23 protein-coding genes are annotated in these 20,074 nt (G+C 42.7%); 3 read left to right on the forward strand and 20 right to left on the reverse strand.

Features of this window, described 5'->3' with window-relative positions:
- Positions 1-6: 6 nt before the first annotated feature.
- From K6C05_RS05895 to rplM, 7 genes are all read right to left on the reverse strand, one after another.
- Positions 7-1,008, reverse strand: coding sequence for a nucleoid-associated protein (locus tag K6C05_RS05895; protein ID WP_296732420.1), 1,002 nt, complete (start codon positions 1,006-1,008; stop codon positions 7-9).
- Between the two features lie 194 nt (positions 1,009-1,202).
- Positions 1,203-1,892 carry a hypothetical protein gene (locus K6C05_RS05900; RefSeq protein WP_296732423.1) on the reverse strand — a complete coding sequence of 230 codons (690 nt, stop codon included), beginning with the start codon at positions 1,890-1,892 and terminating at the stop codon, positions 1,203-1,205.
- A 17-nt stretch (positions 1,893-1,909) separates the two neighbouring features.
- Positions 1,910-2,875, reverse strand: a complete 966-nt coding sequence (locus K6C05_RS05905) for a GTP-binding protein (protein ID WP_296732425.1) — start codon at positions 2,873-2,875, stop codon at positions 1,910-1,912.
- 3 nt (positions 2,876-2,878) lie between these two features.
- A complete protein-coding gene (locus K6C05_RS05910; RefSeq protein WP_296732427.1) occupies positions 2,879-4,000 on the reverse strand; it encodes a CobW family GTP-binding protein in 1,122 nt (373 codons plus the stop codon).
- 222 nt (positions 4,001-4,222) lie between these two features.
- Positions 4,223-5,659, reverse strand: coding sequence for a carbon starvation CstA family protein (locus tag K6C05_RS05915; protein WP_296732429.1), 1,437 nt, complete (start codon positions 5,657-5,659; stop codon positions 4,223-4,225).
- Positions 5,660-5,849: 190 nt separating this feature from the next.
- Complete coding sequence (rpsI, locus tag K6C05_RS05920) at positions 5,850-6,242, reverse strand: 30S ribosomal protein S9 (protein WP_290656787.1); 393 nt, start codon at positions 6,240-6,242, stop codon at positions 5,850-5,852.
- A gap of 23 nt (positions 6,243-6,265) precedes the next feature.
- Positions 6,266-6,706, reverse strand: a complete 441-nt coding sequence (rplM, locus tag K6C05_RS05925) for a 50S ribosomal protein L13 (RefSeq protein ID WP_296732436.1) — start codon at positions 6,704-6,706, stop codon at positions 6,266-6,268.
- A 628-nt stretch (positions 6,707-7,334) separates the two neighbouring features.
- On the opposite strand from rplM, the gene K6C05_RS05930 reads away from it, so the two are divergent.
- The 3 genes from K6C05_RS05930 to thiM all read left to right on the forward strand — a co-directional run bounded on the left by K6C05_RS05930 (position 7,335) and on the right by thiM (position 9,613).
- On the forward strand, positions 7,335-7,931 hold the full coding sequence (locus K6C05_RS05930) for a hypothetical protein (RefSeq protein WP_296732440.1): 597 nt from the start codon (positions 7,335-7,337) through the stop codon (positions 7,929-7,931).
- A gap of 337 nt (positions 7,932-8,268) precedes the next feature.
- Positions 8,269-8,790, forward strand: coding sequence for an energy coupling factor transporter S component ThiW (gene thiW / locus K6C05_RS05935; protein WP_296732442.1), 522 nt, complete (start codon positions 8,269-8,271; stop codon positions 8,788-8,790).
- Complete coding sequence (gene thiM / locus K6C05_RS05940) at positions 8,783-9,613, forward strand: hydroxyethylthiazole kinase (RefSeq protein WP_296732445.1); 831 nt, start codon at positions 8,783-8,785, stop codon at positions 9,611-9,613. The genes thiW and thiM overlap by 8 nt, the downstream gene beginning before the upstream one ends.
- An 86-nt stretch (positions 9,614-9,699) precedes the next feature.
- Here the strand turns inward: thiM and K6C05_RS05945 are convergent, their stop codons facing one another.
- The 13 genes from K6C05_RS05945 to rplU form a co-directional block, all read right to left on the reverse strand.
- Positions 9,700-10,617, reverse strand: a complete 918-nt coding sequence (locus K6C05_RS05945) for a chemotaxis protein (protein WP_296732447.1) — start codon at positions 10,615-10,617, stop codon at positions 9,700-9,702.
- A gap of 159 nt (positions 10,618-10,776) precedes the next feature.
- Positions 10,777-11,640: a S1-like domain-containing RNA-binding protein gene (locus K6C05_RS05950; RefSeq protein ID WP_296732451.1), complete on the reverse strand. Its 864-nt coding sequence runs from the start codon at positions 11,638-11,640 to the stop codon at positions 10,777-10,779.
- 1 nt (position 11,641) lies between these two features.
- Entirely contained in the window at positions 11,642-11,992 is a 351-nt protein-coding gene (gene rsfS / locus K6C05_RS05955; protein ID WP_296732454.1) for a ribosome silencing factor, read from the reverse strand.
- A gap of 25 nt (positions 11,993-12,017) precedes the next feature.
- Complete coding sequence (locus tag K6C05_RS05960; protein WP_296732456.1) at positions 12,018-13,031, reverse strand: LCP family protein; 1,014 nt, start codon at positions 13,029-13,031, stop codon at positions 12,018-12,020.
- Positions 13,012-13,608, reverse strand: a complete 597-nt coding sequence (yqeK, locus tag K6C05_RS05965) for a bis(5'-nucleosyl)-tetraphosphatase (symmetrical) YqeK (RefSeq protein ID WP_296732488.1) — start codon at positions 13,606-13,608, stop codon at positions 13,012-13,014. Before yqeK ends, K6C05_RS05960 begins: the two co-directional genes overlap by 20 nt.
- A gap of 58 nt (positions 13,609-13,666) precedes the next feature.
- Positions 13,667-14,281, reverse strand: coding sequence for a nicotinate-nucleotide adenylyltransferase (gene nadD, locus K6C05_RS05970; protein ID WP_296732459.1), 615 nt, complete (start codon positions 14,279-14,281; stop codon positions 13,667-13,669).
- A 214-nt stretch (positions 14,282-14,495) separates the two neighbouring features.
- Positions 14,496-15,749, reverse strand: a complete 1,254-nt coding sequence (locus tag K6C05_RS05975) for a glutamate-5-semialdehyde dehydrogenase (RefSeq protein ID WP_296732462.1) — start codon at positions 15,747-15,749, stop codon at positions 14,496-14,498.
- Between the two features lie 22 nt (positions 15,750-15,771).
- The gene (gene proB / locus K6C05_RS05980) at positions 15,772-16,896 is read right to left on the reverse strand and encodes a glutamate 5-kinase (protein WP_296732466.1); all 1,125 of its coding nucleotides are present in this window, start codon (positions 16,894-16,896) and stop codon (positions 15,772-15,774) included.
- 26 nt (positions 16,897-16,922) lie between these two features.
- On the reverse strand, positions 16,923-17,228 hold the full coding sequence (gene yhbY, locus K6C05_RS05985; protein WP_296732469.1) for a ribosome assembly RNA-binding protein YhbY: 306 nt from the start codon (positions 17,226-17,228) through the stop codon (positions 16,923-16,925).
- Between the two features lie 11 nt (positions 17,229-17,239).
- Positions 17,240-18,529, reverse strand: coding sequence for a GTPase ObgE (obgE, locus tag K6C05_RS05990; protein ID WP_296732471.1), 1,290 nt, complete (start codon positions 18,527-18,529; stop codon positions 17,240-17,242).
- A gap of 142 nt (positions 18,530-18,671) precedes the next feature.
- On the reverse strand, positions 18,672-18,965 hold the full coding sequence (gene rpmA / locus K6C05_RS05995; protein ID WP_296732476.1) for a 50S ribosomal protein L27: 294 nt from the start codon (positions 18,963-18,965) through the stop codon (positions 18,672-18,674).
- Between the two features lie 5 nt (positions 18,966-18,970).
- A complete protein-coding gene (locus K6C05_RS06000; RefSeq protein ID WP_296732479.1) occupies positions 18,971-19,411 on the reverse strand; it encodes a ribosomal-processing cysteine protease Prp in 441 nt (146 codons plus the stop codon).
- Positions 19,412-19,446: 35 nt separating this feature from the next.
- The gene (gene rplU / locus K6C05_RS06005; protein ID WP_296732482.1) at positions 19,447-19,758 is read right to left on the reverse strand and encodes a 50S ribosomal protein L21; all 312 of its coding nucleotides are present in this window, start codon (positions 19,756-19,758) and stop codon (positions 19,447-19,449) included.
- Between the last annotated feature and the right edge of the window lie 316 nt (positions 19,759-20,074).

Consider the following 20,074-nt stretch of genomic DNA (forward strand, 5'->3'; position numbering starts at 1 on the left):
TAATTATTACCTGTTGATGATATTCTGGATATTCTTCAGGGTAATTGACATTGAACCATCATCCTCCTTGAAGAATTCAACAAAATCAGTATTCTCAAAATAATCCGTAGGAATAGTAATTTCTATCCCGGTATCTGTACTCAGCTTGTGTTTCTTCATCTTCCTCAGTGTGGCTTCCTGATTTACCTCTACAGGCTCTGAAAAGCCTGCATTCTCCATCGCCTGACTGTAATCAGCCTGCATTGATGGATTGTCATGAAACACTTCCTTACCAACTGCCACAGGATCCAGCACGGCTTCAGACTGTATATTATCAGCAATAAAATTCTTCACAGCTGCAGCAGCTGCTACCTGATCCTGACAATAGGCCTCGGTGACCTTCTTAACCACCCTGTTGATTTCCTTTATGGTTTCAGCCGGAGAAGGTGTCTGGGCACATTCCAGAAACAACTCCGGTATCAGGTATATGGAATTTCCATCCACATTGTATTTCTTGGATTTTGACATAACCTCCATGTTTGTCAGGTTGATAAACACAAATTCATCTATTTTTTGACTGAGGCCAGGCAATATGGCATAATTGTTGACCAGCTCATTAGTTACCAGACCATCCTCATCTATATTAATCTGATGAACATATCCCTGATGATTATTACATTTGAAAATAACCAGGTATCTGGTCTCATCTATCAAGGCATCACAGATCAGCAAATCCGCTGAAGCTATCCCCTCTGCGGTTACCAATACCTTATACAGTGATCCGGCAGCCTCCCGGGAAAAGGGAATAAATTCCATTTCCCCCTTTGAATATCCCTCCACCAGTTTCTTAAATTCACTGTTTTCATAAAAGCTGCCCTTTTTTGCATCCTGACTGCTGACCGTTTTCTCAATATGCTTTACCATAAAATCCACAGCCGCTGTATCCATATTAAGCAGAGTATCAGAAAATACCTCCCTGGATTCATTTACATCAAGAATATGCAGTATTGCCTTATCTATTACTATCATAATCCACCTCAATAAAAAGCTGCTGTATCAAAACAGCAGCCAAAATAACTATATTATTTTATCACGACCGTCATTTATCCGCAACTGAAAGAACTTCCCCCAAGGGCCATCAAAGCAAAACAGCTTTTCCCAGGGAATTCTCTCCCCCGGAAGTCACGACTGACGAAATACTCGGATTAATTACCGGAATACGGTCAGACACCTGTACCAACAGCCCGCTGGCGTATTTCCCGCAGCCTGTCCAGCATATGATCCTTCAGCTTAACCTCAAGCTCCTCCAAATTTTTAGAATCAAAGGTATAATTCATTTCCGGAATGTTCTTTATCCGGGCTTCACCAAAGAATTCACTGCGAAATTCATTGTAATAGATAATAAAATTGCTTTCAATGCTGAAGTCGGAATAGTCAAAAACTATATAAGAGCCGTTGAGCACACGCACCATCTGGGTGGGATTAATGAACAGCTCAAAGCCTTCCAGCTCCTGTGGCAAAATATCCCGGTAATCCCATTGGGTTATATTAAGCGCCCTTGTAACATAGCTGATAGTGTCCGGATTATAAACTGCCAGGTCATGTACTGCCGATTCAAGATATTGCTTCAGATACTTCTCATATTCTGCAAAAGAAGCAGTGATAAACTGCATGAGACAAAACTCAGTAAGCCCCCGTCGGATTTTCAGCTTATATTCCTTCGTTTCCTGATGATAATAAGCAACTACACCTAAATGCTTTTCTTCATTTGTATAGGAAAACAGTTCGAAGGTATCCCCTACCTCACGGTATAGCTTACCGAAGGTCAGTCCATACAATTCCTGAGGCAATTCCAAAAGATATGGCCAGCCATCTGTCTCCTGCTGTATTTTTTCCAATATATCAGGCTTCATCGACACAACCCCTGCCCTTAATTAAAGTATACTATGGTATCCTCAGGCTTCTGGGCTTCCTCAAAGTCTTCCACCTTGATTTTGATATTTTCTATTTCACCGTTTTTATCCTGTTTAACATGGATAACCCCGGTTACCTTGCCCCATTTGCGCTCATTCTTCCTGTAATCAAGCTGCTTAAAGGGAGCACCGGTTCCTGCTATGCCCAGGAACATCATATCCTCTGCACAACAGGCCATACCAACCCTGCCTACTCCATAATGAATAACATTATTCTTTTGGGCAGAACATATATATCCGTCAAATACCATCCGTTTTTTATCATAAACCTCAGGATGGTCCTGCATATCCACAAACCAGGCACCGTAATCATCCAGCTCTACATTAATGGTATCCTGATGAACATCAAAAGGCAGCTCAGGAGCCTCCTCCTCAAAATCCTCCAGGTCCGATTCAAAAATCACCTGTACCCTACGATTGACTACCCGGACATTGCGTCGTATATCCTGCTGTCGTGTTGCATGATCACATCTGTTGAATATTATCAGTTCACAATACCTGAATAAATCCACAAAGCGGTCCTTCATGTTCTTCTGGTACACCTCAAAAGTTTCTGCATTTACCAAACCAACATTCTGAAAACCGAACCATGCTTCCGGAAGGGTAATATCCATGTAATCAGATGGGCTCCACATACCATTGGCTTCAATAATGACGCTGCTTGGATGATATTTTTCCTGGCACTGTTCATAAAATTCCGTGGTCAGTTCCTCAACATCATCCACTACAATAACCTTGGAGTGGCTTTCTTCAAGAAGGCTGTCCTCCAGCTCCTCTTCACCCTCCTCGCCCATTATGATTAAATTACATTCAGCCTTGGCGAACTGATTATTCTGTAAAAAATCACGTATAACACTGGTCTTACCACTCTCCAGGAGCCCCATAAAATAATATACAGGAACATTTTGTTTTTTTACACTCATACATTATTCTCCCATAAAAAGCTCTCTCAGGCTATCTTCATGAAGCTTGCTGCCAATAACGCAGAATCTGCCGGTATAATCAGCCGCACCGGTTTCCACACTGCTTTCTCCAGGTACATAATTAAAATGAAGCCATTCCCCTTCATTGACAGACATTACTATTCCCTTGGCCCGAAGCACAACACCATATTCGTCGGCATTTACCAGTTCAGACAGGATATGCTTCAGCTCATCGGCAGAATATTTCTTTGTAGTCTCAACGCCCCAACTGCCAAATACATCATCTGCGTGGTGATGGTGATGATGATCATGATCATGCTCATGACAGCTGCAATTTGGATCATCGCATTCATGATCGTGATGATGGTCATGGTCATGATGATGATGCTCATGCTCATGCTCGTGTTCATGTTCATGATGATGCTCATGCTCGTGATGATGATCATGGTCATGATGATGTTCGTGGTCATGACAGCTGCACTCAGGGTCATCACACTCATGATGATGCTCCTCCAGGTCATTTACTGTAAGAAGCTCACTATGATGCAGTGCATCCAGTATCTGCACTCCGGAAATATTGTCCCAAGGTGTGGTTACAATAGGAGCTTTTGGATTATGCTCGCGGATAATATCAATGGTTTCCTGCAGCTTCTTTTCATTTACATCCTGGCTGCGGCTCAGGACAATACAGTCAGCATGAGCAATCTGATCAATAAAGAACTCACCGTAGTTACGGGCATACATCTTGCATTTTTTTGCATGTACTACCGCGATACTGCCTTCAATAACAACATCCTCATTGCAAACCTTGGATACAGCTATCTTAACATCAGACAGCTTACCTACCCCTGATGGTTCAATGATAATCCGGTCTGGATGATATGTTTCCAAAACCTGTTTAAGTGACTCCTCAAAATCTCCCACTAATGAACAGCAGATACAGCCTGAATTGATTTCCTTTATTTCGACACCGGCTTCCTTCATAAAACCGCCATCAATAGCAATCTCACCAAACTCATTTTCAATAAGGCAAATTTTATCATTAAAGCCATCACTTATCAGCTTTTGTATCAAGGTTGTCTTACCTGCACCCAAAAAGCCTGAAAAAATATTTATCTTTGTCATAAGAACCTCCACGGAAAAAAATTTAAAGGATGTTTTTGCATTAATGCAAAAACACCTTCTTATAATTATAACTCTATCGGGATATTTTTGCCATATATATTCTCTTATGATATATCGCCTGAAAAAGTTTCCGGGCGATTTCTTAAAAATATACATAAAAAGGCTGAAATCCGTCGGGAATATTTGACTCCCGCCAGATTTCAGCCAAATGTAAAAAATATATTACGACTTATTATTAAGCACTTTTACTGTGAAGAGTACCACACAGACAACCGCAAAAATAATTCCCACCGGATAGCTTATGGCCGTACCAAGCTGAAGGCCTTCCTTTGCCTGAAGGATATAGGTGCAGGTTACTGCCGACATAAATGTAGCCGGAATTGCTGCCATCAACCAAGCCTTGCTGCCCTTTTTAGTACGATAAAGGTATGTCGCACCTGTCCAAAGCACTATCATGGCCAAAGTCTGATTTGTCCAGGAGAAATAACGCCATATAATATCAAAATTCATCTGGGAAAGAATACCGCCAATGCCCAGCAATGGAACTGCAAAAAGCAAACGCTTTAAAGCCTTGTTCTGGGATACATTAAACCAATCTGCCAATGTGAGTCTGGCACTACGGAATGCTGTATCGCCGGAGGTGATAGGACAGGCAATAACACCCAGCATAGCCAGGGTAGCACCCAAGTATCCGCTCATACTGCCGTCACCACCCATAAAGCCTACACAGATATCATATACAACAGTTCCTGCTCCACCGGCTTTTAAAGCCTGTGCCAGTCCACCAGTGCCATCATAGAAGGTAACACCTGCAGCTGCCCAAATAAGGGCAATAATACCTTCAGCAACCATGGCTCCATAGAATACAGGACGGCCTAACCGCTCGTTGGTAAGGCAGCGGGACATGATAGGAGACTGAGTGGAATGAAAGCCTGAAATTGCACCACAGGCCACAGTGATGAACATAAGCGGCCAAATAGGCATTGCATCTCCCTGAGGATGCAGATTGGCCAGCTGCATTTCCGGCATTGTATGACCACCTACACCAAAAAGCATACCACACATGATTCCAAGAGCCATAATAATAAGACAGGCTCCAAACAAAGGATAAAATCTGGCGATCAATGTATCAATAGGCAATAATGTTGCCAAAAAATAATACAGCAGTACACATGGCAGTACAATGGTAACAGCCACGCCTGTCAGCTTCGCCAGAAGACCTGCCGGGCCGGTCATAAATACGGTTCCAACAAGTACCAAAAGAACAACTGCAAATACACGCATGATCAGCAGCATAGTACTGCCCATATGATTTCCTACAACCTCAGAAATACTCTTGCCATCTTCCCGAAGAGAAATCATCCCTGACAGATAGTCATGAACACCACCGGCGAAAATAGTACCAAAAACTATCCAGAAATAAACCGAAGGCCCCCACAGGGCTCCTCCCAGGGCACCAAAAATCGGTCCAAGGCCAGCAATATTTAATAACTGAATCATAAAGACCTTCCATGTTGGTAATGGAATATAATCCACACCATCATTATGAATTGTAGCTGGCGTAGGATTATCCGTAGGACCAAAGACATTATCCACAATTTTGCCATAGATAAAATACCCCAGGATCAGTGCAGCAAGTGCACATAAAAAAGTAATCATATAACCCCCCTCTTCCGATTTACCTGATAAAGGTATAAAAGTATAGGTATATTATCTCATAAAATTTAAAATATTGAAATATTTTTCTGAATTTTGTGTCAATTTTTTCATAATGTAACAGGCAATCACCTATGGAGAATCAAAAAACCCTGCAGAAATTCTGCAGGGTTTAAATACCGATAATATATAATTATCTCTTGGAGAACTGGGATGCCTTACGGGCCTTCTTGAGACCATACTTACGGCGTTCCTTCTCACGAGGATCACGAGTAACGAATCCAGCCTTCTTCAGTGCAGGACGAAGCTCGCCATCAAGAACCATAAGAGCACGGGTGATGCCATGACGGATAGCACCTGCCTGACCGGAAGCACCGCCGCCCTTTACATCAGCAATTACATCATACTTATCAACAGTCTCAGTAAGCTCAAGAGGCTGTCTCACGATAAGCTCAAGAGTCTTAAGACCAAAATATTCATCCATTGCACGACCGTTAATAGTAACCTTGCCTTCACCTGGAACAAGACGAACTCTTGCAATGGAAGACTTTCTGCGGCCTGTGCCGTAGTAGCTAACTAATGCCATTTATATGTTCCTCCTTCCAAGTATTAGCGAATGCTCAGTTTGAGCTCTTCAGGCTGCTGTGCAGCATGTGGATGCTCAGAACCGGCATAAACATTGAGTTTTCTATACATCTGTTCACCAAGACGATTGTGTGGAAGCATGCCACGGACAGCGTGCTCAATAACACGAGTTGGGAACTTATCCATCATCTGACCGGCTGGAGTAAATGTAGTACCGCCAGTGTATCCGGAATGACGGAAATAAATCTTGTCAGTTAATTTTTTACCAGTGAATACAGCCTTCTCCGCATTGATTACGATAACGAAATCTCCGGTATCAACATGTGGAGTAAAGGTTGGTTTATGTTTACCGCGAAGAACTTTTGCGACTTCAGAAGCTAATCTACCTACAGTCTGACCTTCAGCGTCTACAACATACCATTTACGCTCTACATTCTGAGCATTTGCCATAAACGTTGTCTTCATGCGATATATCCCTCCCATATAAATAGTCTAAATTATTTTCATAACATCAATGTAAACCAGTATATGCCTCCGGGGCTAATGGAAGCGGCTATACAAGGCCTCACTTGAACTATTTTACATAATTTGTCATATGAAGTCAAGATGTTTTCTGGTATATATAAAAAAAGTATAAATCATTTATGATAATGTCCCATTGCAAGCTACATGAAAATGGAAAAGGCTATATTATGACAAGTTAACTGTTGTCTAAAGCCAGTCATTACTATTCTGATGGTGGCAGGAACACCGTTGTTAATCTTAACCATACAAATACTACAAAGCTAACCATTTTAACTGAAAGAACAATAGCCTGCGGTCATCACATCCACTTTGATAATAACTGCTATCGTGTGCTTAATGAACAGGGAGGACAAAGGTACTAACTAAAAGGCACACAAGGAATAGTAATACCGCCATTTCACTGACCATTTATGTTTTAATTCTAGCACAAGGATACTGTATTTATACTATAACATTTTATGACAAAGTATTATGTGCTAATAATACTCTGTCCCCACCATTCTTAATTTTCTTCTAATTTCTTTCCCTGACTTATGTGATATAATTATCTCCAAAGGAGATGATTGTCATGCGAAGATTATTGTCAATTTTTTTCAGTGCCTTCTTTTTGTCTTTATGTCTTCTGTGTTCTCCTGTTGTTCAAGCCGAGCCTATTGTATGGGCTGACAAGACCTTTGATTTCAAGACTATACATTCCATATATCTGAATGATTTGGATTTGACCAAGGTAACGCTTGGCAGCAATGTGCTGGAAATGAATGCCCGTGATCAGCTGAAGGAATCCTCCAAGGAATCCAAGCTGGAGGTTTTTGTTGATGTTCCCTATACTTACCAGACAGATGCGATTGTCACCGTATCCATCGATAAATTTGAGCCGGAAACCGTACATTATCCTGAACGCACCTCTGTGGTAGTTATGGGATCACCTTATTGGTGTAACCGCCATTGGGGTTTTTCGGGAGGTGTAGCCATTCCGGTAAGGGAACCGGCAGTGGACATCAATTATCAGGTAGTCAAGCTGCACTGTATCGTAAAGGACAATACAAATAACAGGACCATTTATGAATACGAGGAACAAAAGTATGTGAACATGGAAAATCCTCAAAAAGACTTAAAGAAATTGTTCAACACCTTTTTTAAAAAATTAAAAAAGCTCACCCATTAAGCTTTAAATAAGCTAAAAGCAAACAAAAACAGCTCAATATATACTTGTTCTATTGACAAGACACCTTAATTTTTCTAAACTATACTTGTCATTGTGCTGTTATTATCCATGCTATGGAAATTCCTGCATTTTGGCTGAATCGTTGGGGAGCGCCTTCGATTCAAAAAAGACATATCTATAGCGAGGGACCCCGTGTTTCGGGTTGAGAGGAGGCTTTTGAGCCTCGACCGACTGCCTGGCAGGTTGTAGCTGTAGGAGTGTCAAATTATGTCATATAAACTTCACTGGCTTTAGCTGGCCTGTCACGGTAAATTAGCTGAAGGAGTGAAGTTTTTTTATGTCAAATCATCAAAAAATTCTCAGATTGGTTTTCATGGCCATGATGATTGGAATTGGTGTGGTCATATCGCCAATTCTCCGCATTGAAGGCATGTGCCCGATGGCACACCTGATCAACATAGTCTGCGCCGTAATGCTTGGACCTTTCCAGGCGTTTACCTGTGCCTTTATAATTGGAATTATAAGAATGGTCTTAATGGGCATTCCTCCGTTGGCCTTAACTGGAGCCATATTTGGTGCAACCCTTTCCGGGGTACTTTACAGGATTTCCAAGGGCAAGCTGATAGCTGCTGTCCTGGGTGAAATTATTGGGACCGGTATCATAGGCGCTATCGTTTCCTATCCGGTCATGGCACTGCTGATGGGTCGTAGCGGGCTTACCTGGATGTTCTATGTACCATCCTTTATCATGGGGACCCTTATCGGTGGATCTATTGCCTTTATATTCCTTACAGCCCTCAAGCACAGCAATACGCTGTCTGAAATACAAAAAAAATTAGGAGCCAAATCCTATGATTAACAAGCAATTAAGTAATGAGCTGCTGGCATTGCGTGAACAGACTATGCAATTACGGCCCCTTATTCACTGCATAACAAATCCAATATCCATAAATGACTGTGCCAATATCATATTAAGTGTGGGAGCCCGTCCCATGATGGCAGAACACCCGGATGAGGTTGCTGAAATAACTTCGTCTGCTGCAGCACTGTGCCTTAATCTTGGATCAATAACCAGGGACAGGCTGACAGCCATAAAGCGAGCTGCCACCGCTGCCAATAAAAATGACATTCCTATAATAATTGATGTGGTGGGAACGGCATGCAGCAGCCTAAGAAAAAAATTCGTTCTGGATTTCATCCCGGACCACCTTCCCAGAATCATCAAGGGCAACATATCTGAAATTTTGGCTATATGTGATATTGATTGCCACAGCTCCGGAGTTGAAGCCAATAAAAATGAACTAATAACCATGGACAATGCGCCTGAATACGCAAAAGTACTGAGTAGCTGGGCCAGGAAATACAACACTGTATTTCTTGTAAGCGGTCCGATAGATTTCATGACAGATGGCAGTACCTCATATCTCACTGACAATGGTGTTCCCATGCTGGGGAATATTACCGGTACCGGCTGCATGCTGAATGCCCTCACCGCAGCATATATGTCTGTTGGCCAGCCTATTCATGCAGCACTATTGGCGGCTGTGAGCTTTGGACTTGCCGGGGAGCTTGCCGACAAAAAAACAGGGGGTCCGGGAACATTCCATATGCAGCTTTTCGATGAGCTGTATAATCTCCGGGATGCAGATATCATAACAAAAGGATCAATAATTGCCATATAGGAATGTGATGGAATAAAATATTCTGTACCTCTGCTAAATTTGCACATATAAAAAGGATGTGACGCATCACATCCTTTTTTTGGTAGTTATTTTTTTCCTTTGAAAATCAATTCATCCAGCAAACCAATCAGCTGATTAATCTCAGGCTTGGAAATCTGTCCATTAGCTCCAAGCTGTTCACCCTTACGGCGCATTTCCTCACTGATAAGGGATGAGAACAGGATAAATGGAGTTTCTGCATAACGCTGATCTTCACGAACCAGCTTCAACAGGCGATGTCCATCCATCTGTGGCATCTCAATATCTGAAATGATAACCCTGACCTGATCCTCAACAGGTATATTCTTATCGATATTGGACAGGAAGTTCCAGGCATCCTGACCATTATTGAAGTCACGAACAAATCTGTAGCCGGATTCATGAAGGGTGGATACCAAAAGTTCACGCAACAACGGTGAATCCTCTGCACAAACAACATGTACATTGCTTCTTCTGGCCTTAACATCAACAGATGCTTCCTCAAAGGTTGTGAGCTTCTGATTAATTTCAGGATTAATCTCGGCAATAATCGTCTCAAAATCCAAGAGGAGAATGATCTTTTCCTCCATCTTAATGATACCAACTACCCTGGACTGATCGCCAACCTCAGGTGCCGGTTCCATGTTCTTCCAGGAAATACGATATATTCGGGAAACACTATCAACAAGGAATCCGATATCATAATTATTTATTTCAGTAACAATTATATTTTTTGGTTCTTCTGTAGTCTGAAGATTGAGGCACCGAGGCAGATTTACCAGAGGAATTGCCTTGCCACGCAAGGTGAACAAGCCATCGATATATGGATGTGCCTGAGGCATCTCTGTAACCGGAGTGCGGGTAATAACCTCACGAACCTTAGCTACATTAATACCATAATTTACATCACCAATATTGAATTCAACAATTTCAAACTCGTTAGTACCAGTCTCTAACAGAATACCCTTCTTCTCTTCTACTGCCATTCAATCGCCCCCATTTTTATCTATTCCCTTACTTATAAATCATAAGGAACCATTATTTTCTCTTTCGATAACAAACACAAAATACACATAAATTTGGTATCTACCATAATATTCGTTATCATTACATTAATTCCTTCTTTACCAACAGAAAAAACTTCATTATTTCAAAAAAGTCCAACCATCCTTTTCTTCAATCATTCCATCCTTGAGCAAATGCCCAAGTGCTCTTTTAAAAGCAGCCTTGCTTATACCGAATTTCCCCTTGATAAGCTCAGGTGAGCTGGTATCAGAATAGGGCATCCGTCCATCATGCGTCTGAAGAAACATCAACAGCTTTTCTGAATCTGTTTCCATGGCCTTGACCTTTGCTTCCCTCAGGGAAGCATTAAGCCGCCCATCATCACGAATGTATGTTACCCTGGCTGTGATTTCCTCCCCAACTCTAGGCCGATAAGGAGCCTCCTTGTGAGGAATAAATGCTATGTATCTTTCCTCTGTAAGCATAAAAATGCCACTGTCAGTAATATTATAAATCGAGCCTGTTATAGTCTGCCCTTTTTTGACATGCTCTGCCTTTACTGAAGCTCTGCGTATTTCGTCCTCGACCTTCATGGTAACTGCCAGGCGACCTGATTTATCGGTATACAGCTTGGCCCATACCACCTCACCGACCTGGAGATTACCACGCATGCCGGCATAAGGCATGAAAATACCACGCTCAGCCCCTACATCCAAAAATGCCCCGTCCTTGGACACGTTGATCACCTTGAGTCTTGCAATCTGCCCTTCACGCATTTTGGGAACTCGCATGCTTGCAGTGAGGCGTCTCTTTGGGTCAAGATACAAAAACACCTTTACTGAATCACCAATTTTTACCTCACCGGTCTGCTGAGTTTTGTGCAGCAGAATATCATCATTGGTATTGCCGGTTTCTGCATCCAGAAAAACCCCCAGCTCGGATTCTCTCACTACCTTCAATGTAGCCACAGTACTGGGACCGTATTTTTTTGTTGCTCTTTCCATATTATTCCTCATAAACAGTTAAATCGGCATCTGCCCACAAGCTTTCCAATGAATAGAATTCACGGCTTTCCTGCAGGAATATATGCGCTACGCAATCACCGTAATCCAGCAACACCCATTCTGCCTCCCTGTACCCTTCACGATGCAGCATTTCATGCCCCGCTTCCCGGAGCTTTTCCTCAATATTATCTGAAATTGCTTTTACCTGGGTGGTACTTCCTGCTGAGCACACCACAAAATAATCAGTAGTAGGTGTCAGCTCTGTCATATTCATGATGACAACATCACGGGCTTTTTTATCATCTGCTGCCTTGGCTATTGCATTTGCCAAGTCCAATGAGTTTTTGTACAAATTAATTCCTCCTGTAAAAACTAGCTTATTCACTTTTACTATCTGTTTGCTCCAAAGGGAACAGCTCTTCCACCATTTGGGTGGTCTTGACCTGATCACACTTCCAGCTTCCGTCACTGGCAAACTCCCCCGGAAGCAGAATAACCTTAGGCCGTGTATCCTGCATATTTCCTATAAGTCTGGCAAAGTGCCCTGAATCAAAGGCTTCTATACTTGATTTTATTCGCCTGTCACATACCTCCACCAGCTCCGGGATTTTTGCCATCATCTCAGGGGTAAGCAGCTTTTCATGAAAAGCCTTCAGGAACTTCTGCTGACGCAGGCTTCTTCCATATGCCCCCAGATCGTCACTGGAAAATCTCAGATACTTCTGGGCCATATCCCCTTCCATATGCTGAATACCCTTAGGAATGTGTATGTATAAATCACCATCAGGGTCATCATAATTCAGGTCGTTATCAACATATATATCTATGCCACCTATCACATCAACAATTTCAGCCACTGCTTCAGTATCAATGACCACATAATGATGAATGGTTACATTGAGCAGCTTGGAAACCGTTTCTTCCATAAGTGGTATCCCACCGTAATAAAAGGCGTTATTCAAAGGCTCCGGCGTTGGGCGTCCCTGAATATTCACCATGGTATACCGTGGTATGGTCACAAATCTGACTTCACCACTGTCATGCTTGAAACTCAACAATATAATTGAATCAGCCTGCTGTCCGGTATCCTCCCGACCGGTATCCAGTCCCACCATCAATATGTTGGTATATCCGTCGAACCTTGGATCAAAGCTTGCTTCCCTCAGTGCCTTTCTCTGCTTGTAGCCATCATATATTGCCATATATGTATCAAAGGTCTGACTACCCCAATTATACAGCTTTACTGAAGCCCAGCCTATTCCCAGCATAATCACGGTGCACAACAACAACGCAAAAAAGACCCTTACAATTTTTATATTGCGTTTTTTTCGCATCTGTGATTTCTTTTGTTCAATTCTTGTACGCGTTTCACTATAAGGCTTTTTCTTCATTTTCTGTATTCCGGATCCTTAATAACAATTCATTTCTGGCAATAACAGTATCAGGATGCACCAGATGGTTTTTTTTCAGCACAAATACAATTGATTGTGTCAATCCTGCCAGCACCATTTCATCCAGGCTGCCCTCCCGGGATAAAAGCCTTAGCTCATTGACTCCCGGATAATCCCTTGAAGGCTCAATCATATCAGCAAAATAGATAATCTTATCCAAATCAGTCATTCCCGGGCCTCCGACAGTATGACGATATATTGCCTGAGAAATTTCAGGATCATCTACTCCATATTCTTCCTGTATCAGCTTTGCTCCTACATATCCATGCAGTAGCAGTGGCATGGTTTTCTCCACCATCCCGTAGGAAATATTCCTTTTGTCTGCCTCGTTAATCAACTGTTCATTGGGATACTGCCGGGCACAGTCATGTAGTAAGCCGGCAATTTCTGCCTTTTTACTATCCACCCCAAACCGGGCTGCCAGAAAAACAGAGGTTTCAGCCACACCGACTGAATGCTGATACCTTGATGGCTTCAGTCTGGACTGCAGCTTTTGTTTCATTTCATCAATATTCATCATAATAATTCACATCACAAAGAGGACACCGTAAAACGATATCCCCATTTTATGGTCTTTAATCTTTATATAGGCCTTGCTTGTATATGTACTGCTCAACTGCAGCAGGAACAATATACTTTATTGAATAGCCTTTTTTTACCCTTTTGCGGATGTCTGTTGAAGAGATCTCCAACTCAGGGGTTTCCAACCGGTGTATCTTTTGTTTGCCCAGCTCCCCAAAGGATTCCTTTATCTGATTTACATCAGGCACACAGCCCTGACGGGATGCTCCTATGAAATGACACATCCTCAGCAGCTCATCTATGCGGTCCCAGGTATGAATTTCCTGTATGGCATCGGCACCTGTAATAAAATAAAACTCTGTGTCATTACCGTATTGGGTAATTAGCTGAGATATGGTATCAATGGTATATGATGGCCCAGAACGGCTCATCTCGATATCCGATACCTCAAAATTCTCGTTGGAGCAGGTGGCCAGCACTGTCATAACATATCTGTGCTTGGCCATGGTTACACTTTGCTGCTGCTTATGTGGTGGTACCGCTGCCGGAATAAAAATAACTTTATCCAGATTGTATTCATCACGCACTGCCTCAGCTGTCATTAAATGTCCTACATGAATAGGATCAAAGGTTCCGCCCATGATGCCAACACGCTTTTTATCTCCCATATCAATGCCCCTATAACTGATAAAAATATCTGCTTCTCAATCGTCTTTAAAAGCATTCAACACATGTATCATAATAAACTTACCAAAAAAATGACTATTACACAAATAAAACCTATTATAAATAGTGCCCGAACATAATCTATTATATCATGCCGGCCCTTTGGGTCAGCCGCATACTGCATAATAGTCCTGACATAGCCCTTTATTAAGTCAATCAACGAATCTGTCCATCTCCGTCAATAAGATATTTTGTACTGGTTAGTGCTGTAAGCCCCATAGGTCCTCTTGCATGCAGCTTTTGTGTACTGATACCGATTTCCGCCCCGAAGCCAAATTCACATCCATCAGTAAATCTTGTCGAGGCATTAATATACACCGCAGCTGCATTAACCCGTCTTTGGAAAATACGGGCATTTTTCAGGCTATTTGTAACAATGGCTTCTGAATGGCCGGTGTTATACCGGTTAATATGGGCAATAGCCTCATTGACATCGTCCACTACCTTTACAGACAGGATGAGATCACCATATTCTGTACTCCAATCCTCTTCTGATGCCATCAGCATATCAGGAACAATTTCCCTGGAACGCTGACAGCCCCTCAGTTCACATTCCTTGTCCTTCATAACAGCTGCCAGCCGTGGCAAAAACTCTCTGGCTGCAGCCTTATGAACCAACAAGGTCTCCATGGCATTGCACACTGACGGACGACTTGTCTTGGCATTGACAGCGATATTTACTGCCATGGATATATCAGCAGATTCATCCACGAAGGTATGACATACTCCTGTACCTGTTTCAATTACAGGTACGGAGCTGTTTTCAACCACAGTTTTTATTAATCCTGCACCGCCCCTCGGAATGATGACATCCAGATATTGATTCATCCGCAACATAACCTGTACAGCTTCCCTGTCAGTAACCTCAACCAGTTGAATGGCCCCTTCCGGTATGCCAGAAGCATAAGCCGCTTCCTGTAACAGTCCGATAATCGCCTTATTTGAATTAATGGCTTCGGAACCTCCACGCAATATTACGGCATTTCCTGACTTAATACACAGTCCTGCTGCATCGGATGTAACGTTTGGCCGAGCCTCATATATTATTCCAACTACCCCTAACGGCACCCTTATACGACGGATTTCCAACCCATTAGGGCGCATTGTCCCGTAGTCTTCCTCTCCCACAGGATCAGGCAGGGCCGCCGCCTGTCTCAAGCCATCAGCCATACCAGCAATACGCTTTTCATCGAGCATGAGCCGGTCAATATATGATTTTTTGACACCTTTTTTTCTGGCAGCGTCAATATCAGCTTTATTTGCGTCAAGGATAATAGTGCTGTTTTCCTCTAACGCATCTGCCATTTTATTTAGTGCCTCATTCTTTACCTTCGTGGATACTATCGCCATAGCATCAGCAGCTATATTGGCAGCCCTTCCCTTTTCAAGCATCATTTCCTGCAAACCCAAGGCCATTACCTCCTGCCAAACATTAAATCATAAGCACCATATTGTCCCTATGAATTACTTCATCGGATTCGTTATTCTTGACAATATTTCTGAACTCCTCAGTACGCATCCCCATTATTTTGCATATGTCAGAAGAATCATAATTAATCACTCCACGGGCAATTTCCTGGTACTTCTCTGTCATTATGCGCACCGTATCACCCTTACCATATTCTCCTTCAGTATTCCTGATTCCTGCTGCCAAAAGGCTTGAACCATTTTTCAAGGCCCTTACACAGCCATCATCCACAACGATGTCACCACTTATCCTTTTACCAAAAGCCAGCCAGCTTTTTCTTGATTTAAGATGTGACTCCTTTGGTGAAAACACCGTACCTATCATCTCACCATTGATAATCCTTCTAAGTACATTGTCCTCAGTCCCTGAAGCAATTAACATGGTAGTTCCTGCTGCGGTAGCAATCTTTGCAGCCTCAATCTTTGTAGCCATCCCGCCTGTTCCCATGGACGACCCGGCTCCACCGGCTATTTCCTCAATATGAGGTGTTATTTCCCTGACTTCAGGAATCAGTCTGGCGTCAGCTTCTTTTTGTGGATTACCGGTATATAGCCCATCGATGTCCGACAATATAATCAGCACATCCGCATCTATCAGAGCCGCTACCATAGCAGAGAGATTGTCATTATCACCAATCTTTACTTCATCTACAGCTACTGCATCATTCTCATTTATTATTGGCAAAACTCCCATTTTCAGCATGGCAAGCAGTGTATTTCTGGAATTGGTATATTGCTTATGCTGCACATAATTATCCCTGGTCAGCAGTACCTGTCCGGCTATTTGTCCATATTCCGCAAACAGCTTGTCATAAATGTGCATCAGCATTCCCTGACCGACTGCAGCCAGGGCTTGTTTTTCCTTGACCCCACTTGGCCGCTTATCCAGTCCCATGCGAACAACACCGGCCCCAATTGCTCCTGAGGATACAAGAATTATCTCCCGTCCCTGATTTGCCAAATCAGCCAGTTCACGCACTAATTTTTCTATGCCAAAGAGATTGAGCCTGCCATTATCATATAACAGTGTACTGGTACCTACCTTGACAACAACACGCTTGGCATCTTTGATATGCTCACGAGTCTCCATACCACAATCCCCTTTTTAAGTAAATACTATTTAGGCAGTTCAATTTTAGGTGTTTCAAAATTACGCTTAAACAATAGACCATTTCTGCCTATCAGCTGAACCAGATCTGCATCTGTACGCTCAGCCAGCATGGTTATGGCATTTTCAGGAGTATCAAGACAATTTTGCAGGACACGGACCTTGATCAGCTCGCGCTTTTTTATTGCTTCTGCTGCTGATTGAACAAGCGCCGGCGTAATTCCTTCCTTGCCAATCATTACCACCGGGTCCATGGTCATTCCCATGGATCGTAAAAACCTTTTCTGTTTCCCCGTCAGGGTATTTCTTATCATATATTTACTCCTTAATCGCGATATTCAAATTCCATTTCGCCTATTCTAACGGTATTTCCTTCTTTTATACCGCGCTCTATCAGCTTTTTGTCAATCCCCTTGATGCGCCATATATACTGAAACCTTCTGATGGCCTCATCGTTGCCGAAATTGGTCATTGCTACCAGTTTATCCAGTGATTTACTGCTGACAATAAAATCACCCCGATCATTACGGGTGATGGTAACCTGATCAGGATCTTCCTCCTTGGCATTATATACCTTTATGCCTTCCTCCACATCAGGCTCCTCCACATATTCATCCAAAACCTGGGCAACCCGATTGATAAGCTCCTGGGTCCCCTGTCTGGTAGCTGCGGAAATTGGGAATATCTCTATCCCCTCCTTTTTGGCCAGTTCCTGGAGACGAACATAGTTTTCAGCTGCCCCCGGAAGGTCCATTTTGTTGGCAGCCAAAATTTGCGGGCGACGGGCAATTTTTTCACTATATAATTTCAGTTCCTTGTTAATCTTGTAATAATCATCTACAGGATCGCGTCCTTCTACCCCTGAAGCATCAACAATGTGAATTATTACCCTGGTGCGCTCCACATGTCGCAGGAAATCATGACCCAAACCCACACCCTCAGCTGCTCCATCAATCAATCCGGGAATATCCGCCATTACAAAGGTTTTCTCATCACCTATATCCCCAACATTTACCACCCCAAGGACCGGGGTTATAGTCGTAAAGTGGTAATCGGCAATCTCCGGTCTGGCTGCAGATACACTGGCTACCAAGCTGGATTTACCCACGCTGGGATATCCCACAAGTCCCACATCAGCCAATAGCTTCAGCTCCAAAAGAAGATTTCGTTCTTCCCCTGGCTCACCCAATTCAGCAAAAGTGGGGGCCCTGTTGGCACTATTGGCAAACTTGGCATTGCCACGACCACCTCGACCGCCTTTGGCAATGACTTCCTCCTGCCCTACTTCCACTAGGTCGGCCAATATTTCACCGGTATCAGCATCCTTTACCAAAGTACCCTGTGGTACCTTTACAATACAAGGAGGAGCATTATGTCCATATTGATTTTTAATATCTCCATTTTCGCCGTTTTTACCCTGAAATTTTCGATGATACCGAAAATCCAGCAAAGTATTCATGTTATTGTCTACAACAAATACAATATCTGCGCCTCGGCCGCCATCCCCACCGGATGGGCCTCCCTTGGCAACAAATTTTTCACGGCGAAAAGCAGACTTGCCATTACCACCATTACCGGCAATTACCTTTATTGTAGTCCTGTCGATAAACTGCATAAGTCCCTCCTGTAAAACTGACTCAAGTGATGTATAAAAAGCTGGTATTGTCACCCAATGCCAGCTTTTTATACACTACTATAATATACATAAAATAATAAAATATACCTGCGTCTACATAAGACGCAGGTATTTTTGCTGATTACATAGCAACTTCGTCAACTGCATATACGCTAACCTGACGGTTATAACGGCCCTTACGCTCAAACGCAACACGACCATCAATCTTTGCAAACAAGGTATCATCCTTACCAATGCCTACATTAGTTCCAGGATGAAAATGAGTACCACGCTGACGCACAATAATGCTACCTGCAGTCACAACGGTGCCAGCCTGCTCCTTAACACCAAGTCTCTTGGACTCACTGTCACGACCATTACGGGTACTGGATACACCTTTCTTATGTGCAAAAAGCTGTAAATCAAAAGTGAACATTAGAATTACACCTCCTGATCTTGTTGAATCTCATAAATATGCACCCCATCGAGATCATTCTCTTGAATACAATTTTCATAAATATCGTACAATCCAATGAGCATTGTCTCTAATAGTGCATCAGTTATATTATCGGGGGCTCCCATGAGTCTCACCTGTAAGTCACCTGGCGCAACCTTATACTTCAAATACTCAGATAATTCCTCAGAAGTATCTTCTGAAATATTGTTCAAGCGCATGAAGTGCTCACCTAAACCCTTCAGGGTTGTCTGTGCCAGTACCGAAACCCCGGCACAAACTATATCGCTACCATACTCACCATGGTGACCGGTAATACTGTAGCCATACATTCTGCCCTCTTTATTACGGTAAACAGAAATCTCTATACCCCTGTTCACCCTCTGTCTGCATCGTTTTACCAGAAAAAAACCAACAACAATAATCACTAATATAACGATTAACAGAATAATTGTCATGCTTCTTAAGCCTCGATCTTCTCGATAACAACCTTAGTGAATGGCTGACGATGGCCCTGACGCTTACGATAATTTGACTTAGCCTTGTACTTGAAAACTAATATTTTCTTGTCCTTGCCCTGAGTCTCTACCTTAGCAGTAACCTTCGCACCTTCAACAACCGGCTTGCCAACAACGACCTCGCTGTCCTTTACTACAGTCAGAACCTGATCAAAGGTAACAACATCGCCCTCAGCAGCTTCAAGCTTCTCGACAGTAATAACATCACCCTCAGCGACCTTATACTGCTTTCCACCAGTCTTGATAATTGCGTACATTCATTTACACCTCCCTGCTAATATACTCGCCAATTACGGTACAGCACAAGCTGTTTTATGACCTCATTGTGCGGTTGGGAAAAGCGCATAGTTATAGCGCCTACATTTAGATATGCTACCATAAATTATAACCTTCGTCAATAAAAATAGCGTGAAAATAACTAAAAATTCTCACGCTATTATAACGCCATTGTTCAAATTTTTCTTCTTTAGAAGAAAAATCTTCCAATTAGCGTTTCAACGAGCTGGGAGATATGCTCGCCAGCTGTTGTAGTTTGTTTTCCCCCACCTAAAGAGGAAGGGGACATCTTAAAGC

The organism is Anaerovibrio sp. (assembly GCF_024697385.1).
GTDB lineage: Bacteria > Bacillota > Negativicutes > Selenomonadales > Selenomonadaceae > Anaerovibrio.

Excerpts from the sequence above, each read along its gene's own strand:
- K6C05_RS05950 (WP_296732451.1), bottom strand. The coding sequence starts at position 11,640 with ATGGAAAGAGCAACAAAAAAATACGGTCCCAGTACTGTGGCTACATTG.
- K6C05_RS05945 (WP_296732447.1), bottom strand. The coding sequence starts at position 10,617 with ATGGCAGTAGAAGAGAAGAAGGGTATTCTGTTAGAGACTGGTACTAAC.
- K6C05_RS05910 (WP_296732427.1), bottom strand. The coding sequence starts at position 4,000 with ATGACAAAGATAAATATTTTTTCAGGCTTTTTGGGTGCAGGTAAGACA.
- K6C05_RS05915 (WP_296732429.1), bottom strand. The coding sequence starts at position 5,659 with ATGATTACTTTTTTATGTGCACTTGCTGCACTGATCCTGGGGTATTTT.
- K6C05_RS05895 (WP_296732420.1), bottom strand. The coding sequence starts at position 1,008 with ATGATAGTAATAGATAAGGCAATACTGCATATTCTTGATGTAAATGAA.
- proB (WP_296732466.1), bottom strand. The coding sequence starts at position 16,896 with ATGGAGACTCGTGAGCATATCAAAGATGCCAAGCGTGTTGTTGTCAAG.
- thiM (WP_296732445.1), top strand. The coding sequence starts at position 8,783 with ATGATTAACAAGCAATTAAGTAATGAGCTGCTGGCATTGCGTGAACAG.
- rplM (WP_296732436.1), bottom strand. The coding sequence starts at position 6,706 with ATGAAGACAACGTTTATGGCAAATGCTCAGAATGTAGAGCGTAAATGG.
- K6C05_RS05900 (WP_296732423.1), bottom strand. The coding sequence starts at position 1,892 with ATGAAGCCTGATATATTGGAAAAAATACAGCAGGAGACAGATGGCTGG.
- rpmA (WP_296732476.1), bottom strand. The coding sequence starts at position 18,965 with ATGTTCACTTTTGATTTACAGCTTTTTGCACATAAGAAAGGTGTATCC.
- K6C05_RS05930 (WP_296732440.1), top strand. The coding sequence starts at position 7,335 with ATGCGAAGATTATTGTCAATTTTTTTCAGTGCCTTCTTTTTGTCTTTA.
- rpsI (WP_290656787.1), bottom strand. The coding sequence starts at position 6,242 with ATGGCATTAGTTAGCTACTACGGCACAGGCCGCAGAAAGTCTTCCATT.
- rplU (WP_296732482.1), bottom strand. The coding sequence starts at position 19,758 with ATGTACGCAATTATCAAGACTGGTGGAAAGCAGTATAAGGTCGCTGAG.
- yqeK (WP_296732488.1), bottom strand. The coding sequence starts at position 13,608 with ATGAATATTGATGAAATGAAACAAAAGCTGCAGTCCAGACTGAAGCCA.
- yhbY (WP_296732469.1), bottom strand. The coding sequence starts at position 17,228 with ATGATAAGAAATACCCTGACGGGGAAACAGAAAAGGTTTTTACGATCC.
- K6C05_RS05960 (WP_296732456.1), bottom strand. The coding sequence starts at position 13,031 with ATGAAGAAAAAGCCTTATAGTGAAACGCGTACAAGAATTGAACAAAAG.
- obgE (WP_296732471.1), bottom strand. The coding sequence starts at position 18,529 with ATGCAGTTTATCGACAGGACTACAATAAAGGTAATTGCCGGTAATGGT.
- thiW (WP_296732442.1), top strand. The coding sequence starts at position 8,269 with ATGTCAAATCATCAAAAAATTCTCAGATTGGTTTTCATGGCCATGATG.
- nadD (WP_296732459.1), bottom strand. The coding sequence starts at position 14,281 with ATGGGAGATAAAAAGCGTGTTGGCATCATGGGCGGAACCTTTGATCCT.
- K6C05_RS05905 (WP_296732425.1), bottom strand. The coding sequence starts at position 2,875 with ATGAGTGTAAAAAAACAAAATGTTCCTGTATATTATTTTATGGGGCTC.